Consider the following 17846-nt stretch of genomic DNA (forward strand, 5'->3'; position numbering starts at 1 on the left):
GCGATGGAATCCGACGACATGCAGGACTTCGCCGCCGAGGCACGCCGTTTCCTCGACGCCCACGTGGCGAAGGCCCCCGACCGCACCGCCGTCGCCTGGGGCGAGGGCGACGACTCGATGGCGTACTTCAGCAGCCTCCCGCCCGAAGAGGAACGGGAGTTCGTGCAGCGTGCCCGGGAATGGCAGCGGATCCGCTACGAGAACGGCTTCGGCTGGATCACCGGGCCGGTGGAGTACGGCGGCCGGGGCCTGACCCCCGTGCACGACCTGCTCTACGACGCCGTCGAGTCGGAGTACGACGTCGCCGACACCGGTGTGCTCAGTGTGATCGGCCTGGGCATGATCGGGCCGACGATCCTGGCCCACGCCCAGCCCCACATCAAGGACCGCTGGCTGCCGGCGATGTACCGCGGGGACGCCATCGCCTGCCAGCTGTTCAGCGAGCCCGGCGCGGGATCCGACCTGGCGAGCGTGGCGACCCGGGCCGTCCGCGAGGGCGACAGCTGGGTGCTGAACGGCCAGAAGGTGTGGACGTCGGTCGCCCAGCACAGCCAGATCGGCCTGGCCCTGACCCGTACGAACCCCGACGCGCGCAAGCACCGTGGCATCACGGCCTTCCTGGTCCCCATGGACACCCCGGGCGTCGAGGTCCGGCCGCTGCGGCAGATGACCGGCGGCGCGGACTTCAACGAGGTGTTCCTCACCGACGTCCGGATCCCCGACGACCACCGGCTCGGCGAGGTCGACGGCGGCTGGACCGTCGCCCTGACCACCCTGATGAACGAGCGCGCGACCGTCGGCAGCGAAGGGGTCGGCCCGGTGGGCGCCGCCCTGTCCCCGGACCACCTCTCCGCGCTCATGCGGGCCACCTGGACCTGGGACGACCGCGCCCTGCGCGCCCGCCTCGCCGAACTCCTGGTGGACGTGCTGGCCACCGAACACCTCAACGCCCGCGCCCTGCGCAAGCTGCGCGCCGGAGTCGCGCCGGGCCCCGAGATGTCCATCTCGAAGCTGATGTACGGCCAGAACCTGACTCAGGCGGCGCACTTCGTGTCCGACGTGCTCGGTCCCCGGATCATCGCCGACACCGGCCAGTGGGGCACCTACGCCTGGACCGAACTGCTCCTGGCCACACCGGCGTTGCGCATCCTCGGCGGCACCGAGGAGATCATGAAGAACATCCTCGCGGAACGCGTCCTCGGCCTGCCCAAGGAACCGGTGACCGCCGCTGCCAAGGAGGTGCGGTCGTGACCGCCGACGAGAGCGAACTGCGGGAACTGCGGGCAGCCGTACGGGAGTTCATGGAGGTCAAGTCGCCGGAGGAGGCCGTGCGCAAGCTCATGGAGAGCCAGCCGCGCTTCGACCCGGCGGTGTGGTCCCAGGCGGCCGACCAACTGCGCCTGCCCGGCCTCGCGATCCCGGAGGAGTACGGCGGCGACGGCTTCGGCCTGGTCGAACTCGGCGTGGTGCTGGAGGAGATGGGCCGAGCGCTGTTCTGCGCCCCCTTCTTCGCCACCGTCCTCCTGGCAGCCCAGGCCCTGCTGGCCTCGGGGGACAAGCAGGCCTGTGCGCGACTTCTCCCCGGCATCGCGGCCGGACGGACCACGGCCACCCTCGCCGTCGCCGAGGACCACGGCTCCTGGGACTCCGCTATGGTCTCCGCACGCGCCGTGCCGGACGGCGACGGCGGCTGGACGGTACGCGGCCGCAAGTCCTTCGTCATCGACGGTACGACGGCCGACCTGATCCTCGTCGTCGCCCGTACCGTCGCAGGACCCACCCTCTTCGCCGTTGAGCGGGACGCCGCGGGACTCGCGGCGGAACCGATGGAGACGCTGGACGCCACCCGGGCCATGGCCCGGCTGACCTTCGACGCCGTACCCGCGACCCTCGTGGGGTCGGAGGGGGCGGGCGGCCGCATCATGGCCAGGGTCCTCGACATCGCCTCCGTCGGGCTGGCCGCCGAGCAGGCGGGCGGGGCACGCCGGTGCCTGGAGACGAGCGCGGACTACGCCCGCGTCCGTCATCAGTTCGGCCGGCCGATCGGCTCCTTCCAGGCGGTCAAGCACAAGTGCGCCGACATGCTCGTCCAGGTGGAACTGGCCGAAGCGTCCTCCCGTGAGGCGGCCCGGTTGGCCGACGAGGACTCCCCGGACTTCCCGGTCGCCGCGGCCGTGGCCCACGCCTGCTGCTCACGGGCGTACATGACCGCCGCCATGGAGAACATCCAGGTCCACGGCGGCATCGGCTTCACCTGGGAACACCCGGCCCACCTGTACTTCCGACGGGCCAAGTCCTCACAACTGCTGTTCGGCGGCCCGGCGGTGTACCACGAGCGGCTGCTGGACCGGCTCGGGATTTGACAGGCACGACGGAACACGAAGAAGGGTGAAGGCCCCGGTCTCCCGGGGCCTTCACCCTTCTTCACTCACCTTGCGCCGGTCAGCCGCGCGCCGCCTCCCCCAGCAGCGCCTTCGCGATGATGACCTGCTGGATCTGGCTGGTGCCCTCGTAGATGCGGAACAGCCGGGCGTCACGGTAGAAGCGCTCGACGGCGACCCCGCGCATGTAGCCCGCGCCGCCGTGGACCTGTACCGCCCGGTCGGCGACCCGCCACACCATCTCGCTGGCGAAGTACTTCGTGCAGGACGGCCCGATCTTGGTGTCGGTGCCGGCGTCGAAGGCGCGGGCGGCCTCCAGGACGGTGGCGCGTCCGGCGTAGTAGTCGGTCTGCGAGTCGGCGATCAGGCCCTGGACGAGCTGGAAGGAGCCGATGAGCTTCCCGGACTGCTTGCGGGTGCTCGCGTAGGCGACCGACTCGTCGACCAGACGCTCGGCCATGCCGACCATCAGCGCGGAGATGTGCACCCGCCCGTGGGCGATGCAGCCCATCGCGGTGGAGAAGCCCCGGTTCAGGCCGTCCTCGCCGCCGACGAGCGCGGAGGCCGGCACACGGACGTCGTCGAAGAACACGTCCGCTGTCCAGGCGCCGAACTGACCCATCTTGTGGTCCTTGGGAGCCACGGTGAGACCCGGGGTACCGGCCGGGACCAGGAAGGTCGAGATGCCGCGGGTGCGCGGGGCATCCGGGTCGGTGCGGGCGAAGACCATGAAGACGTCGGCCAGCGGGGCGTTGGTGATGTACCGCTTGGCGCCGTTGATCACCCACTCGTCGCCGTCGAGGTATGCCTTCGTGGTGAGCGTCGAGGGGTCGGAACCCGCGTCGGGCTCGGTGAGCGCGAACGACGCCAGGACGTCACCCGAGGCGATCCTCGGCAGCCAGTGCGCCTTCTGTTCCTCCGTACCGCCGACCATGAGGACATGACCCGCGATGCCGTTGTTCGTGCCGAACATCGAGCGCAGGGACGGAGTCGTGTAGCCCAGCTCGAACATCAGCTGGGCTTCCTCGTACATCGACAGCCCGAGCCCGCCGTACTCCTCGGGCAGTGCGAAGCCGAACAGGCCCATCTTCTTGGCCGCCTCGCGGATGTCCGCGGGCATCTCGTCCTTCTCGTCGATCTCCGCCTCGAGCGGCACGACACGGTCCCGGACGAAACGCCGGACCTCGGACAGCACCGCGCTGAAGTCAGCCGCGTCCATGTCGACTCTCCCTTGTTGCCCTCATCGGTCTCACTGATCTGTCTCGTCGGGCTTCTTCTCGGGCCGGTAGCACAGCGCCAGCAGCGCAGCCGCGCTCGCCGTGCCGATCGAGGCCGCCAGCAACGCGTGCCGGCTGCCCGCGCGTTGGCGGCGCAGCAGGCCGTCGACCGAGTACCGGCCGTTGCCGAGGGCCGCCAGTGCGACGGCCGCACCGCCCACGACACCGGCGTACTCCCAGCCGCCCTTGAAGACGAAGAAGCCCTTGCCCCGGTGGTCGGTGCGGGCCGCCACGGTCATCAGGCCGACGGCCGCCGCGGCCGGGAGCGGGTTGGCCGCGCCGAGCGCGATGCCCACCCCGGCGGCCATCTCGGTGCCGGCGGCCATACGGGCGTGCACCTCGGCCGGCTGGAGACCGAGCGCCTCGAACCAGCCCGTGGTGCCCTTGAGCCCGCCCGGCCCGGCGACCTTGTTCCAGCCGTGCGCGAAGAGCATCGGGCCGAGGGTCGCGCGCAGCGCGAGGGCGGCGGCGTCATGGCCCTTCACTGGCCGACGCCCGTCGCCCGGCCCGCGGGCACGGCGCCGTACAACTGGGGTACGGCGTCGACGAGTTCGTCGTAGGTGAGGGCCTGGCCCGACTGGCTCGGGTGGACGGCGGCGACGGTCCAGCCCTGCAGCCGGTTCAGCCGGTTGCCCTCGATGCGCAGGACCTGGCCGGTCAGCCAGGCCGCGCTGTCGGAGGCCAGGTAGACGACGACACCTGAGGCGTTGGCGGGGTCGCGCGGGTCGAAGCCCTCGACGGCCTGGAGGGACTCGCCGACGGCCAACCCGTCGGTCATGCGCGTGGCCGCGATCGGCGAGATGGCGTTCGCGGTGACTCCGTACCGGCGCATCTCCAGGGCGGTGAGGACGGTGAGCCCGGCGATCCCGGCCTTCGCCGCCCCGTAGTTGGACTGCCCCTGGTTACCGAACAGGCCGGTCCCGGACGTCGTGTTGATCACGCGGCCGGCCACCTGCTCGCCCCGCTTCGACGCCTCGCGCCAGTACGCGCAGGCGTGCCGGGTGAGCGCGAAGGTGCCCTTCAGGTGTACCGCGATGACGCTGTCGAACTCGGCCTCCGTCATCGAGAACAGCATGCGGTCGCGCACGATCCCCGCGTTGTTCACGACGATGTCGAGGCGGCCGAACTCCGCGACGGTGTCCGCGACCATGGTCTCGGTCGCCGCCCAGTCCGTCACCGAGGAGTGGTTGGCGATCGCCCGGCCGCCGAGCTTGGTGATCTCGGCGACGACCTCGTCGGCGGGGGAGTCGCCGGTCTGCTCGCCGTGTATGCCCGAGCCGAGGTCGTTGACCACCACGGTCGCGCCGGCCTCGGCGAGCGCCAGACAGTGCGCCCGGCCAAGGCCCCTTCCGCCGCCCGTGACGATGGCGACCTTGTCGTCGAGGATGCCCACGCCGTACCTCCAGATAGATGAGTTCAGTTGAGTTCGCGGAGCACTTCGTCGGTGTGCTCGCCGAGGGTCGGAGCGCCGCCGCGCGGCTTCTCGTCGACGCCCCAGAAGGCGACCGGAGTCGCCACCGTGCGCAGGGGCGGCCCATCACCCATGCCGGGCTGTTCGACGAAGGCACCGACCGCCTCCGCCTGCGGATCGGCCGCCACCTCCGCCAGGGTCTGCACGGGCGCCCACCACACGCCTTCGGCGTCGAAGCGCTCGGCCCACTCGGCCAGCGGCCGCTTCGCGAACTCCTCGTCGAACGCGGCGATCAGCTCGCGTACGTGCCCGCGCCGGGCCTTGCCGGTCGCGAACCGCTCGTCCGTCGCCAGGTCCTCGCGGCCGAGCGCCTTGACGACTCCGGGCCAGTGCCGGTTGCCCTCCAGGCCGACCAGCCAGAACCAGCGGTCGTCGGCGGCCCGGTAGGAGTTGTAGAGCGGCGACTCGTGCTCGGTGCGGTGGCGGGTACGGCCCCGCTTGCCGAAGAAGTTCTGCAGCGCGAGGTCGTTGCCGTTGGCGTACGTCCCGGACCGCAGCAGCGACACGTCCACCACGCCGCCCTCGCCGGTGCGTTCGCGGCGCAGCAGCGCGGCCAGCACCCCGGCGACCAGGTTGGCCGCGGCCGTACGGTCGCCGAGGCCGGGCCGGATGCCGGGCGGCGGCTCGCCCGCCGGGTTGAGCATGGCCGCGATGCCGGGCCGGGCCCAGAACGCGGACACGTCGTACCCCGCGCGGTCACGCTCGGCGCCCGTCCAGCCGTAGCCCGTCAACGTGCCGACGACCAGGCGGGGATGGCGGGTGCGCAGCTCGTCCGGGGACAGGCCCAGCCGCTCCAGGGCGCCCGGGCGGAGGTTGGTGACGAACACGTCGGCGCGTGACAGCAGCCGCTCCAGTACGTCCTTGCCGTCCTCGGAGCGCAGATCGAGGACGATCCCGCGCTTGCCGCGGTTGTCGGTCTCGAACGGGGGAGCGCTGTCGATGTCCTGCCCGACGTGCTTGAGCGTATACCGGTTGGGGTCGCCGGTCGGCGCCTCCACCTTCACCACGTCCGCGCCCCAGTCGGCGAGCATGGTGGCCGCGGCCGGTGCCGCCACCCACATGCCCAGCTCGACTACGGAATAGCCCTCCAGTGGCCGCACGGCCCACCTCCAGATCATCGGGCGCTTGTACGCCTGCTACACGCCGCGGAAGTCGCCCGGTCGGCGTTCCCGGAAGGCCTTGAGTCCCTCGGCCCGGTCCTCGGTGGAGAACAGCACCGCGACGGTCTCGCGCTCGTACGCGATGGCCGCCTCCAGGTCCATGCCGAGTCCGTAGTCGACGAGCCGCTTGCCCGCCGCGAGCGCGAGCGGGGCCCCGGCGGTCAGCTTCGCGGCCAGGGCTTCGGCGGTCTTGAGCGCACCGCCGGGCTCGGCGAGTTCGTTGACGAGCCCGAGTGCGTGGGCGCGCTCAGCGTCGATCGGCTCGCCGGTGAGGATCATCTGCTTGGCGATCGCCGGCGGCAGGAGGCGGGGCAGCCGCTGGGTGCCGCCCGCGCCCGGCAGCACGCCGAGCTTCATCTCGGGCAGGCCCAGCCGGGTGCCCCGCTCCGCCACCCGCAGGTCGCAGGCGAGGGCCAGCTCCAGACCGCCGCCGAAGGCGAACCCGTGGACGGCGGCGACCGACGGTTTGGGGAAGTCCTCCAGGAGCGCGAACGCCTCGGTGAGGCGCCCAACGAAGGCACGGAACTGCCCGGGTGCCGTGAACGACTCGATCTCACCGAGGTCGGCACCGGCCGAAAAGGCCCGTCCCGCACCCGTGATGACCAGGGCGCGTACGTCGTCGTTGTCGCGGACGTCGGCGAGAATCCGTTTCAGCTGGTCAGCGGTCTCGGAGCCGATGGCGTTGAGCTGCCCCGGCCGGTCGAGCGTGAGCACGGCCGTTCGGTCGCGGAGTTCCATTCGCAGCACGGTGCTCACCTCAGACCATCGTCAGTCCGCCGCTGACCGAGAGCGTCTGCCCGGTCATGTAGGCGGCGTCGTCGGACGCGAGGAAGGCCACCACACCGGCGATCTCGTCGGGCTGGGCGACGCGGCGCAGCGGGATGGCCCGCACCGTCGCGTCGTACATCTTCTGGCTGTAGTCGGCGACCTGTCCGAGCAGCGCGGTGTCGGTCGGGCCGGGGCAGACGCTGTTGACGGTGATGCCGTGCCGGGCGACCTCGCGGGCCAGCGCCTTGCCGAAGGCGATGACCCCGCCCTTCGTCGCGGAGTACACCACCTCGCCGGACGAGCCGACGCGGCCGGCGTCCGAGGCGATGTGCACGATCCGGCCGCCACCGTTCTCGATCATCGAGTCCAGTACGGCCCGGGTCATCGTGATCGTGCCTCGCAGGTTGACGTCGATGATCCGGTCCCAGGTGTCCTCGGTGCTGTCGACGAAGCGGCCGATGATGTCGACGGCCGCGTTGTTGACCAGGACGCCCACCGGACCGAGGTCGACGGTCACCCGCTCCACGGCCGCGTGCACGGCCGCGCTGTCGGAGATGTCCGCGCCGACCCCCGTCGCCCGCACTCCGTACCGCTCGACGAGCCGGCCCGCGACCTTGGCGGCGGCCTCCGCGTCCAGGTCGCAGACGGCGACCGCGGCTCCCTGGGCGGCGAGCCGGTCGGCGATCGCCTCGCCGATACCGCGTCCCGCTCCGGTGACGAGTGCCACCTTGTCCCGTACGCTCACGCGCCCTCCCTCGCCTAGGTCCCGATACAGGGCTATCGTATAACTACTTCAGCTAAATAAGCGAGATGTGTGAGTGGAGTCGAGCATGCGCCGAACCATCTTCACCGAGGAGCACGAGCTCTTCCGCGAGACCGCCCGTACCTTCTACCTGCGCGAATGCGCCCCGTACGCCGAGCAGTGGGAGCGCGACGGCCAGGTGAGCCGGGCCGCGTGGGCGGCGGCGGGCAAGGCCGGACTCATCGGGTGGGAGTTCCCCGAGGAGTACGGCGGTCAGGGCATCCGGGACTTCCGCTACAACGCCATCATGGCGGAGGAGATGGCGGCCACCAGCACGGTCGGCATCGGACTCGGGTTGCAGAACGACGTCCTGCCGCCCTATCTGATGAACCTCACCACCCCGGAGCAGAAGGCCCGCTGGCTGCCCGGCGTGATCAGCGGCGAGACGATCTGCGCGCTCGCGCTGTCGGAGCCGTCCGCCGGGTCCGACCTCAAGGGCATCCGCACCACCGCCCGCCGGGACGGCGACGAGTGGGTGATCGACGGCTCCAAGACCTTCATCACCAACGGCATCCTGGCCGACCTGGTCATCGTCGCCTGCAAGACCGACCCGGAGGCCGGCCACAAGGGCATCAGCCTGATCGTCGTCGAGCGCGGCGCCGAGGGCTTCGAGCGCGGACGCAAGCTCGACAAGGTCGGCATGAAGGCGCAGGACACCGCCGAGCTCTTCTTCCGCGAGGTCCGGGTGCCGGCCGAGAACCTCATCGGGGAGGAGGGCCGCGGTTTCTACCACATGATGGGCAACCTCCCCACCGAACGGCTGGCCATCGCGGTCTCCTCGCTGGCGGCCGCGGAGCGGGCCTACGTGCTGGCGCTGGACTACGCCAAGACCCGTACGGCCTTCGGGCAGCCCATCGGGGAGTTCCAGGCCAACCGGTTCGCGCTCGCCGACATCAGGGCCAGGCTGAACGCCGCCCGCGTGTACGTGGACGGCTGCATCATGGCCCTGCTTCAGGGCGAGCTGACGCCCGACGAGGCCGCCGCCGCCAAGTACTGGACCTCCGAGACCGGCTGGCAGGTCATCGACCGCTGCATGCAGCTCTTCGGCGGCTACGGCTACGTCAACGAGTACGAGATCGCGCGCATCTGGCGGGACAGCCGGGTGCAGCGGGTCTTCGGTGGAACCTCGGAGATCATGCTGGAGATCATCGGACGGTCACTGGGCCTGTAGGTCACGGTCCGGAGTGCCCTGAACTTATTGACTACCTTGGCTAAATAGGTTAGCTATTTAGCCTGGATGTGCGCAATGTTGCGCGGTCTCTAGGAGGTATCCGTGATCACGGTCGATGTGAAGCTGCACCAGGACAGAGCGGAGCACGACCTGCCGCAGCCCCGTCTGGTCATCGGCGGCAAGGACGTCACCGACACCAGCGGCGGACTCTACGAGCACCGCAACCCGGCCACCGGCCTCATCCAGGCGCACATCCCGCTCGCCGGGCCCACCGAGGTGGACCAGACCGTGGCGGCCGCCCGCCAGGCCTTCGAGGTGTGGGGCACTATGCGCCCCGCGGAGCGCCGCCGGCTGCTCACCCGCTTCGCCGGCCTGCTGCGCGACCACATCCCCGACTTCGCGGCGATCTGCCCGCTGGAGAATGGCGTGTGCATCGGCGGCTGGGCGGAGAACGTCGGACCGCACGTCGCCGAGTGGACCGAGTACTACGCCGGCTGGGCCGACAAGATCGAGGGCATGGTCGGCGCGGCCTACAGCCCGCACGAGAACGTCGAGTACACCATCGCCGAGCCGTACGGCGTCATCGGCCACATCATCACCTGGAACTCGCCCGCGCTGTCGCTGGCCATGAAGGTCCCGCCGTCGCTCGCCGCCGGCAACACCGTGGTCATCAAGCCGGCCGAGTCCACGCCGTTCTCCGCGCTGCTCTTCGCCGACCTGGCCCGCGAGGCCGGCATCCCCGAGGGCGTCGTCAACGTCGTCACCGGGCTCGGCGAGGCGGGATCGGCCCTGGTCACACACCCCGGCGTCGACAAGATCTCCTTCACCGGCGGCCCCGCCACCGCGCGCCGCATCATGGCCGACGCGGCGCTGAGCCTCAAGCCGGTCGTGTTCGAGCTCGGCGGCAAGTCCGCCAACCTGCTCTTCGCCGACACCGACCTCGACTCCGTCGTGCCGTACTGCGCCGCCTTCGCCATGAGCAACACCGGGCAGGGCTGCGCACTGCCCACCCGGCTCCTGGTGGAGCGCTCCATCTACGACGAGGTCATCGCGCGGGTCACCGGGGTGATCGCCCACCTGCCCGTGGGCGACCCGCTCGACCCGACGACGTACATCGGACCCCTCATCAACGAAGCAGCCCGCGACCGCGTCCAGGGCATGGTCGCCAAGGCGGTCGAGGACGGTGCCGGCCGGCTCGTGTACGGCGGCGAACGCATCGACTCGGACGGCTACTTCGTGTCGCCGACGGTCTTCGCGGACGTCGACAACCGCAGCGACCTGGCCCAGCAGGAGGTCTTCGGCCCGGTCCTGGCCATCACCCCGTTCGACACCGAGGACGAGGCCGTCGCCCTGGCCAACGACAGCGAGTACGGCCTGTCCGCCTACATCCAGTCCCGTGACATCACCCGCGTCAACCGCCTGGTGCCGCGCCTGAAGGCCGGGACGGTCTACGTCAACCCCGGTCCGAACCCGATCACTTCGCCCGCCACACCGTTCGGCGGCGTCGGCATGAGCGGGTTCGGGCGGGAGGGCGGCAAGGCCGGTCTGGACGAGTTCATCAACGTCAAGGGTGTCGGCATCGGTCGCGTCTGACGACCTCTCGACCTTTCGAAGCCTTCGAAGCTTTTGGAGCCAACAGCATGCAATCCGCCCGCCGCCTGACGTTCGGCGACATCATCCGTGAGCACCGAAGGTCCTTTCCCGACGGAGTCGCCCTCGTCGACGGCGACGTCCGGCTGACCTGGCCCCAGTTGGACGAGCGCACCAACCGACTCGCAGGCGCCCTCACGGACGCGGGAGTCGGCTCCGGCGACCGCATCCTGTGGCTCGGCCAGAACTCCTTCCGGATCTGGGAGCTGCTCGGCGCCGCCGCGAAGGTGGGCGCCATGGTCTGCCCCGGCTACTGGCGCTGGGCCGCCCCCGAAATGGCCTTCGCCGTCGAGGACTTCGACCCCAAGGTCGTCGTCTGGCAGGACGAGGAGATCGGCGACACGGTCGCCAAGGCGCGGGCCGAACTCGGCAGCGACCACCGGGCGTTGTGGCTGCGCCACGACTCCGAAGGCGCCGACTCCTACGAGTCATTCCTGGCCTCCGGCTCGCCCGAGGACCCCGTCGCCGAGGTCAACCCCGACGCCGCCCTGCTGGTCATCTACACCGCGGCGATCTCCGGCCGGCAGTCCGGCTCGATGCTCTCGCACCGCAACCTGCTCGCCATGGGCGCGAGCGCCGCCTGGATGGGGGACATCGGCACGGAGACCGCCTTCCTCGGCGCCGGACCCATGTTCCACATCGGCAACTACCAGTTCTGGGGCGTCCCGGCCTTCGTGCACGGCGGCAAGAACGTGATCGTCCGCCGCGTGGTCGCCGAGGAACTGCTCCCGCTCCTTGCGGACGAGAAGTGCACGCACGCCTACCTGATGCCCCCGACCATCGCGCAGCTCGTCGCGCTGAACCGCGAGGCCGGCCACGACCTGTCCCACCTGCGCGCGAGCGTCGCCGCACAGCTGTGGCAGGGCACCGTCCCCACCGACGAGAGCCGCTTCACCCGCAACGGCGGCGGCATGGGCCGCGGTTACGGACAGACCGAGGTGACCGGCTTCGCCGTGACCGGCGCCTACGGCGGCACCGGCACCGGCAACGCGGGCCGCCCCGGCCCCTTCACCGCCGTACGCGTCCTGGACGGCACCGGCACGGAGTGCGCGGTCGGCGAGGCGGGCGAGCTCTGTGTCCGCGGCGACCTCGTGCACCTCGGCTACTGGAACCGGCCCGAGATCAACGAGGAACGCTTCCGCTTCGGCTGGTGGCACACCACCGACCTCGGCCGGCGCGAGCCGGACGGCACGATCAGCTTCCTCGGTACGACGACCCGCATGCTCAAGTCGGCCGCCGAGAACATCTTCCCGGCCGAGGTGGAGAACTGCATCGAGGCCCATCCGGGGGTGAAGGAGGCCGCGGTGATCGGTGTGCCCAACGAGCGCTGGGCGCAGGACGTCAAGGCCGTGGTCGTGCTCCAGCCGGGCGCCGAACCGGTCACGGCGGAGGACGTCATCGAGCACTGCCGGGCGCGGATCGCCTCGTACAAGAAGCCGAAGACGGTGGAGTTCGTCGAGGCACTGCCGCGCACCAAGGACTACGCCAAGGACTACGAGACGCTCGACGAGCGCTTCGGCGGGGGCGGCTATCCCGGCGGCGAGCAGCTCGGCGCGGGGCGGTGACCTCATGAACGGCAGCCGCCAACCCGTCGTCGTCGGTGTGCACGCCACCGAACAGGCGCTGAAGCTTCCCGACCGCGACGCCATGGACCTTGCCCTCGAAGCGGTGCGCGGTGCGATCGCGGACGCCGGACTCACCCCGGCCGACGTCGACGGCGCCCAGGTCGACTGGCCAGGCCCGGGCGGCGTGCCCGGCGAGGGCAGCTCCTGGGCGCGGATGCTCGGCCGCGACCTGCGCTGGACCAGCGACTCGATGCTCGACAACGCGGGCTCGCGCGGCCTGCTGAAGGCGGCGGCAGCCGTGCGGGCCGGTCTCGCGGACACCGTCGTCGTCGGCGGCTGCAAGCTGGTCTCGCGCGGAGCCGGTCCCGTCGGGGCGGGTGTGCCGCTGGAGTTCGCCGATGTGTGGGGCAGCTATGTCGTCGCCCAGTTCGCGCTGGTGGCGGCACGGCACATGCACGAGTACGGCACGACCTCCCGCCAGCTCGCCGAGGTCGCCGCCACGATCCGCAACAACGGCAGTACCAACCCGGAGGCGATGATGTACGGCCGCGGCCCGTACACCGCCGACGACGTGCTCGCCTCCCGGATGGTGGCCACGCCCTTCCACCTGCTGGACTGCTGCATCGTCGGCGAGGGCGGCGCGGCGATGGTGGTCACCACCGCCGAACGGGCCCGTGACCTGCCGCATGTGCCCGTCGCCGTCCTCGGCGGCGGCATGGAGTACCACCAGGCCGCGTACGCCAACCCGGCCCTGCACCGGGAAGTCGGCCGGCTCGGCCGGGACGCCGCCACCCGCACCTACGCCATGGCCGGCGTCAGCGCCCACGACGTGGACGTCTTCTCCCTCTACGACCCCAACTCCTTCGAGATCATCCGGCAGTTGGAGGCACTCGGCCTGTGCGGCGAGGGCGAGGGCGGACCACTGGCGGCCAGCGGTGCCATCGCCGTGGGCGGCAAGCATCCCGTCAATCCTGACGGGGGCTGTCTGTCGTACGCCTGGAACGGGACACAGCAGATGACGCTCAAAGTCGTCGAGGCCGTGCGGCAGTTGCGCGGCACCGCCGTGCATCAGGTCGAGGGCGCCGAGCTCGCGGTCGTCGGTAACGCCGGTTCCGGAGCACAGCACTACGAGATGAGCCTGCTGGGGAGAATGCGATGAGCCGGCCCGTACCCGTCCCCACCGAACTGTCCGAGCCGTTCTGGGACGCGGCCCGACGCGGCGACCTGGTCGTCCCCTACTGCCCCAACTGCGAACTGCGCTTCTTCGTCCCCGAGCCCGCCTGCCCGGGGTGCATGGCCGCGGACTGGCACTACGCGCCGAGCGCGGGCCGGGGGACCGTCTACTCGGTGACCGTGGTGCACCGCGCACCCGGCCCGGGCTTCGACACACCCTTCGCGCTCGCCGTGATCGACCTCGACGACGGCGGAACCCTGCTCTCCCACGTCGACGCCGGCGATCCGGACGCGGTGGCCATCGGCATGCGGGTACGCGTCGACTTCCGGCTCTTCACGGACGAGATCACGCTGCCGTACTTCGTGCCGGAGTTGACCGAGCCGGTTGACCCACTCTTGTGAAAATTTAGCGAGCTAAGTGTATTTAGATAGCGGTATCCGGGGATAGCATCGGCGCGTCATCGTGCGGGCCCATCGGAGTGGCCTGTCACTTGGAGCATCGCTGGGGACCTCAGTGGCAGTGCACGCGCGTGCGTCGAAGAGACAAGGCCCAACGGGCAGCGGAGCCCGGCGACAACCGTCGCTCCGCACGGTCCTGCTCATCCTGGCTCTGGTGCCCAGTGTGACCCTCGTGGCCCTGTGGCTGGCGAGTTCCGCGCAGCTGTACACGGACTGGCAGAGGCAGAAGGACCGCAACGCGGCCTCCAACGCGGCGGCACGTCCGATCATGGCGGCCTTCTTCGACCTCCAGGAGGAACGTCGGCTCAGCGGCGCGGAGTTGGCCGATCCCGGGGGCTACCAGAAGGCGTTGCGCGCGCAGCGCATCCGCACCGACGCCGATGTCGCGACCGTCCAGGAACTGCCCGACAGCAACTGGAGCGCCCCGGACGACATCCGTGCCAACGTCGTCCAGGTGGGCAGGAACCTGCGGAAACTGTCCGACTACCGGGCGGGGGTGGACCAGCGGAACGCCTCGCAGCAGCAGACGTTCGACCGCTACACGACGCTCATCTCCGGCCAGTTGAACGTGTTCACCACCCTGAGCCATGTGGGTCTCCCCAACATCGACTATCTCGCCAGGCCGGCCATCGACTCGGTCTGGGGCATGGAGATGATCTCGCGGGAGAACGCGCTGTTCACCCGCGGCTCGGTGACCGGACGGCTCAACGGCACCGAACGCGGGCAGCTCGCCGGATGGATCGGCTCCCAGCACTTCATCTACGACAACAAGATCCTGCCCCTCGTCCCGGACGACCAGGCCGCGCTCTACCGGAAGCTGATGGCGGGCGGCGCGTGGAAGCAGAAGACGACGGCTGAGCAGAACGTCCTGTCGGGCTCCGGCTCCGATTCCGGGGGCGACGAGGACAAGTTCTCCAAGGCGCTCGGCACGACGTGGAGCGGCAGCGTCGGGCCGGTCGTCGCCCAGCTCCAGCAGTTCAACACCGCCTACTCCGTGACGCTGACAGCGGCCACCGAGAAGGAACTGAACGCGATGGTGCGGCGGTTGGTCATCACCAGCGTGATGGGCGCGGTGGCGGTCCTTCTGGTCGTCCTGGTCAGCGCGATGCTCACCCGGACACTGCGCCGCAGGATCTCCGCCCTGCGCGTCGCCGCCCTGGACCTGCAGACCCGCATGCCGGCCGTGGTCGAACGCCTGCGCAGCGGAGACGTCGTCGACCTGGACGCCGAACTCCCCGCGATCCAGCACGGCGACGACGAACTGGGCCAGCTGGGCCAGGCGCTGAACCTCGCGCGCCACAGCGCGCTGGACACGACGATGGCCCAGGTCTCGCAGTTCCGCGGGTTCGAGAAGCTGCTCCAGCGCATCGCCCGCCGTACCCAGCTGCTCATCGGACTCCAGATGAAGAAGCTCAGTGAGCTGGAGCGCCGGCACGAGGATCCCGAGGTCCTTGAAGGCCTGTTCGACCTCGACCATCTGACCGCCAGGCTGCGGCGCTACGAGGAGAACCTGGTGATCCTCGGTGGCGGCCAGCCGCAGCGACGCTGGCGCAAGCCCGTCCTGCTGCTGGACGTGCTGCGTTCCGCGCAGAGCGAGGTGCAGGACTACCGGCGGATCCAGATCGACGTCGAGGACCGGGTGTGGCTGGCCGAGCGCGCGGTCGGCCTGGTGATCCATGTGCTGGCGGAGCTCATGGAGAACGCGGTGGGCTTCTCGAGGCCGCCGACGCCCGTGGAGGTGTACGCCGCCCGGGTGGGACGCGGTCTCGCGGTGGAGATCGAGGACCGCGGCGTGGGCATGGACCCCGAGCAGTACGACGAAGCCAACCGGCTGATGACCGAGCCGCCCCGCATGGACGTCATGTCCCGGGCGGACGACGTCAGGCTCGGCCTCTATGTGGTCGCCCGGCTGGCGCGTGCCCTCGACATCCAGGTGGAACTGCGGCCCTCCTCGTTCGGCGGCACCCGGGTCGTGGTCCTGATCCCCGACGAACTCGTCGTCGAGGCTCCCGGACGGACCGCGCCGACACCCGAAGCAGCAGCCGCCGCCTGGCCGCCGCCTCCCGAGGCGGCCGTCGCGGACGTGTCCGGCGTGGAGCACAGGACGGCCCCGGACGAGGACACGCTGGTGACCGGCCGTGTCGACCTGGCCGCACCCGCGGCCCCTCCGAGTGATGTGTGGACCCGGCCGCCGCGACCCCACCCGGTGCCGCAGATGGCCGGCGCGCCACAGGGCAACGGAACCCTGCGCGTGGATGCCGCGCCGGACGTGCAACCGCTGCCCAAACGGGTGCGCCTGGCCAGTCTCGCCGACGAGCTGCGGGACCCGGCCGCCGGCCAGGCCGCCCAGCCGACCGACGAGCAGACAGCGGTCCGGCGGCCCGCACCCACCCGTTCCGGCGCGACGATCGGTGCCTTCCAGCGCCAGTCCCGGATGGTCCGGCGTGATGTTCCCCCGACCGACCACGAACCCACCGACGTGCTGCCGCAACGTAGACGGATCCCGACGGAAGACTGACCATGACAATGCGAACGACCGCGACCCATCCGGACCTCGACTGGTTGCTGGACGGCCTGGTCGAACAGGTTCCCGGTACGCACCACGCCATCGTGCTGTCCGACGACGGGCTGGTGGTCAGCCAGTCCCGCACCATCGCCCGCGGCGACGCCGAGCGCCTCGCCGCCATCGCCACCGGCCAGCAGTCCCTGGCCCGCGGCGTCGGGCAGCTGTTCGGTGGCGGTTCGGTGCACCAGGTCATCGTCGAGCTGGACGACCTGTGGCTGTTCATCTCCGCCGCGGGCCGCGGCACTCATCTGGCCGTCGTGGCCTCCCAGGAGGTGGACGCCGAGTTGATGACCGTGGCCATGCACACCTTGATGCAGCAGGTGGGCCAGCGCATGAGCACCGAGACGCGCTTCGGGGCGCCCGCCGACGAGCGCGGTGTACGTGAGTGAGCCACTGGATGGACGACCTGGAGTCGGGGGACGCTGAAGAGCTGTCGGTCAGGCCCTACACGATCACCCAGGGCCGGACGGCACCCGCGCGCGACGACCTCACTCTGATCACCCTCGTGACGACCGTCGAACCGGCCCCCGGCCGGTCCGGACTGCGGGGCCTGCAACCCGAGCACCGCTCGATCCTCCAGCAGTGCCGGGCCCCCGCCGCGGTGGCGGAGATCGCCGCGGAACTGAACCTGCCCGTGGCGGTCACGAAAATCCTGATCGACGACCTGGTCGCGCTGGGCAGGGCGACAACCCGTCCGCCGATCGCTGTAGCAGTAGGAAACACAATGGACATGACACTTCTTCGGGCGGTGAGGGATGGCCTTCGCAGACTCTGACCCCGCGGGCCGGGCCTACGACGGCTCGGCACCCGCGGCGGTCAAGATCCTTGTGGCCGGTGGCTTCGGTGTGGGCAAGACGACCCTGGTCGGGGCGGTGAGCGAGGTGGCGCCGCTGCGCACCGAGGAGTACCTGACCGTGGCGAGCGTGGGCGTCGACGACGTCGAGGGCGTCGAGCGCAAGGCCACCACCACGGTGGCCATGGACTTCGGCCGCATCATGGTCAACCCCCGACTGGTGGTCTACCTCTTCGGGACGCCCGGCCAGGAGCGCTTCTGGTTCATGTGGAACGACCTCGTGCACGGCGCGCTCGGTGCGGTGGTCATCGCCGACACCCGCCGGCTGGAGTCCAGTTTCGCGTCCATCGACTTCTTCGAGAGCCGTGGCATCCCCTTCGTGATCGGCGTCAACTGCTTCCACGGGCACCAGGAACGCAGCGAGCGGGAGATCCGCGAAGCGCTCGACCTCGATCCGGAAGTCCCCTTGGTGATGGGGGACATGCGACAGCGGGCGGTCGGCCGCGACCTGCTGCTCGCGCTGGCCGAACATCTTATTGCCGCGAACTCGGTAACCTAGTTCAATCAGTTATCTAGTAGAGTTGGCCGTCTACCCGGTGCTCGGGCTGTG

General features: G+C 70.5%; 17 protein-coding genes. 11 read left to right on the forward strand and 6 right to left on the reverse strand.

Annotated features, from left to right (window positions below; all coding sequences use genetic code 11):
• The first annotated feature begins 3 nt into the window (after window positions 1-3).
• Window positions 4-1251 carry an acyl-CoA dehydrogenase family protein gene (locus tag BFN33_RS12455; RefSeq protein ID WP_069760008.1) on the forward strand — a complete coding sequence of 416 codons (1248 nt, stop codon included), beginning with the start codon at window positions 4-6 and terminating at the stop codon, window positions 1249-1251.
• Entirely contained in the window at window positions 1248-2363 is a 1116-nt protein-coding gene (locus BFN33_RS12460) for an acyl-CoA dehydrogenase family protein (RefSeq protein ID WP_069760009.1), read from the forward strand. Before BFN33_RS12455 ends, BFN33_RS12460 begins: the two co-directional genes overlap by 4 nt.
• Before the next feature lie 79 nt (window positions 2364-2442).
• Here the strand turns inward: BFN33_RS12460 and BFN33_RS12465 are convergent, their stop codons facing one another.
• Genes BFN33_RS12465 through BFN33_RS12490 form a run of 6 tightly spaced genes read right to left on the reverse strand, consistent with a single transcriptional unit; the run spans window position 2443 to window position 7802 of the window.
• Window positions 2443-3600, reverse strand: coding sequence for an acyl-CoA dehydrogenase family protein (locus BFN33_RS12465; protein WP_069760010.1), 1158 nt, complete (start codon window positions 3598-3600; stop codon window positions 2443-2445).
• A gap of 30 nt (window positions 3601-3630) precedes the next feature.
• Window positions 3631-4143, reverse strand: coding sequence for a DoxX family protein (locus tag BFN33_RS12470; protein ID WP_069760011.1), 513 nt, complete (start codon window positions 4141-4143; stop codon window positions 3631-3633).
• A complete protein-coding gene (locus BFN33_RS12475; protein WP_069760012.1) occupies window positions 4140-5051 on the reverse strand; it encodes an SDR family NAD(P)-dependent oxidoreductase in 912 nt (303 codons plus the stop codon). The genes BFN33_RS12470 and BFN33_RS12475 overlap by 4 nt, the downstream gene beginning before the upstream one ends.
• Before the next feature lie 23 nt (window positions 5052-5074).
• Window positions 5075-6247 (reverse strand): CaiB/BaiF CoA-transferase family protein, encoded by a 1173-nt coding sequence (locus tag BFN33_RS12480; RefSeq protein WP_069760013.1) that lies wholly within the window; start codon window positions 6245-6247, stop codon window positions 5075-5077.
• Between the two features lie 18 nt (window positions 6248-6265).
• Window positions 6266-7027 carry an enoyl-CoA hydratase/isomerase family protein gene (locus tag BFN33_RS12485; RefSeq protein WP_256122734.1) on the reverse strand — a complete coding sequence of 254 codons (762 nt, stop codon included), beginning with the start codon at window positions 7025-7027 and terminating at the stop codon, window positions 6266-6268.
• 19 nt (window positions 7028-7046) lie between these two features.
• On the reverse strand, window positions 7047-7802 hold the full coding sequence (locus tag BFN33_RS12490) for an SDR family NAD(P)-dependent oxidoreductase (protein WP_069760015.1): 756 nt from the start codon (window positions 7800-7802) through the stop codon (window positions 7047-7049).
• Between the two features lie 85 nt (window positions 7803-7887).
• Between BFN33_RS12490 and BFN33_RS12495 the strand changes: the two genes are divergently transcribed.
• The 9 genes from BFN33_RS12495 (at window position 7888) to BFN33_RS12535 (ending at window position 17795) form a co-directional block, all read left to right on the forward strand.
• Window positions 7888-9030, forward strand: a complete 1143-nt coding sequence (locus BFN33_RS12495; protein WP_069760016.1) for an acyl-CoA dehydrogenase family protein — start codon at window positions 7888-7890, stop codon at window positions 9028-9030.
• Between the two features lie 102 nt (window positions 9031-9132).
• A complete protein-coding gene (locus tag BFN33_RS12500) occupies window positions 9133-10623 on the forward strand; it encodes an aldehyde dehydrogenase (protein WP_069760017.1) in 1491 nt (496 codons plus the stop codon).
• A 47-nt stretch (window positions 10624-10670) separates the two neighbouring features.
• Complete coding sequence (locus tag BFN33_RS12505) at window positions 10671-12245, forward strand: AMP-binding protein (RefSeq protein ID WP_069760018.1); 1575 nt, start codon at window positions 10671-10673, stop codon at window positions 12243-12245.
• Between the two features lie 4 nt (window positions 12246-12249).
• Window positions 12250-13404, forward strand: coding sequence for a thiolase family protein (locus BFN33_RS12510; protein WP_069760019.1), 1155 nt, complete (start codon window positions 12250-12252; stop codon window positions 13402-13404).
• Window positions 13401-13820 (forward strand): Zn-ribbon domain-containing OB-fold protein, encoded by a 420-nt coding sequence (locus BFN33_RS12515; protein WP_069760020.1) that lies wholly within the window; start codon window positions 13401-13403, stop codon window positions 13818-13820. Before BFN33_RS12510 ends, BFN33_RS12515 begins: the two co-directional genes overlap by 4 nt.
• A 211-nt stretch (window positions 13821-14031) precedes the next feature.
• Entirely contained in the window at window positions 14032-16395 is a 2364-nt protein-coding gene (locus BFN33_RS12520; RefSeq protein WP_141757964.1) for a nitrate- and nitrite sensing domain-containing protein, read from the forward strand.
• An 8-nt stretch (window positions 16396-16403) separates the two neighbouring features.
• On the forward strand, window positions 16404-16832 hold the full coding sequence (locus BFN33_RS12525; protein WP_370743281.1) for a roadblock/LC7 domain-containing protein: 429 nt from the start codon (window positions 16404-16406) through the stop codon (window positions 16830-16832).
• A 17-nt stretch (window positions 16833-16849) separates the two neighbouring features.
• Window positions 16850-17218 (forward strand): DUF742 domain-containing protein, encoded by a 369-nt coding sequence (locus tag BFN33_RS12530; protein WP_370743282.1) that lies wholly within the window; start codon window positions 16850-16852, stop codon window positions 17216-17218.
• The gene (locus BFN33_RS12535; protein ID WP_062039416.1) at window positions 17199-17795 is read left to right on the forward strand and encodes an ATP/GTP-binding protein; all 597 of its coding nucleotides are present in this window, start codon (window positions 17199-17201) and stop codon (window positions 17793-17795) included. The genes BFN33_RS12530 and BFN33_RS12535 overlap by 20 nt, the downstream gene beginning before the upstream one ends.
• The last annotated feature ends 51 nt before the right edge of the window (window positions 17796-17846 follow it).

The organism is Streptomyces sp. LUP47B (assembly GCF_001746295.1).
Taxonomy (GTDB): Bacteria; Actinomycetota; Actinomycetes; order Streptomycetales; family Streptomycetaceae; genus Streptomyces.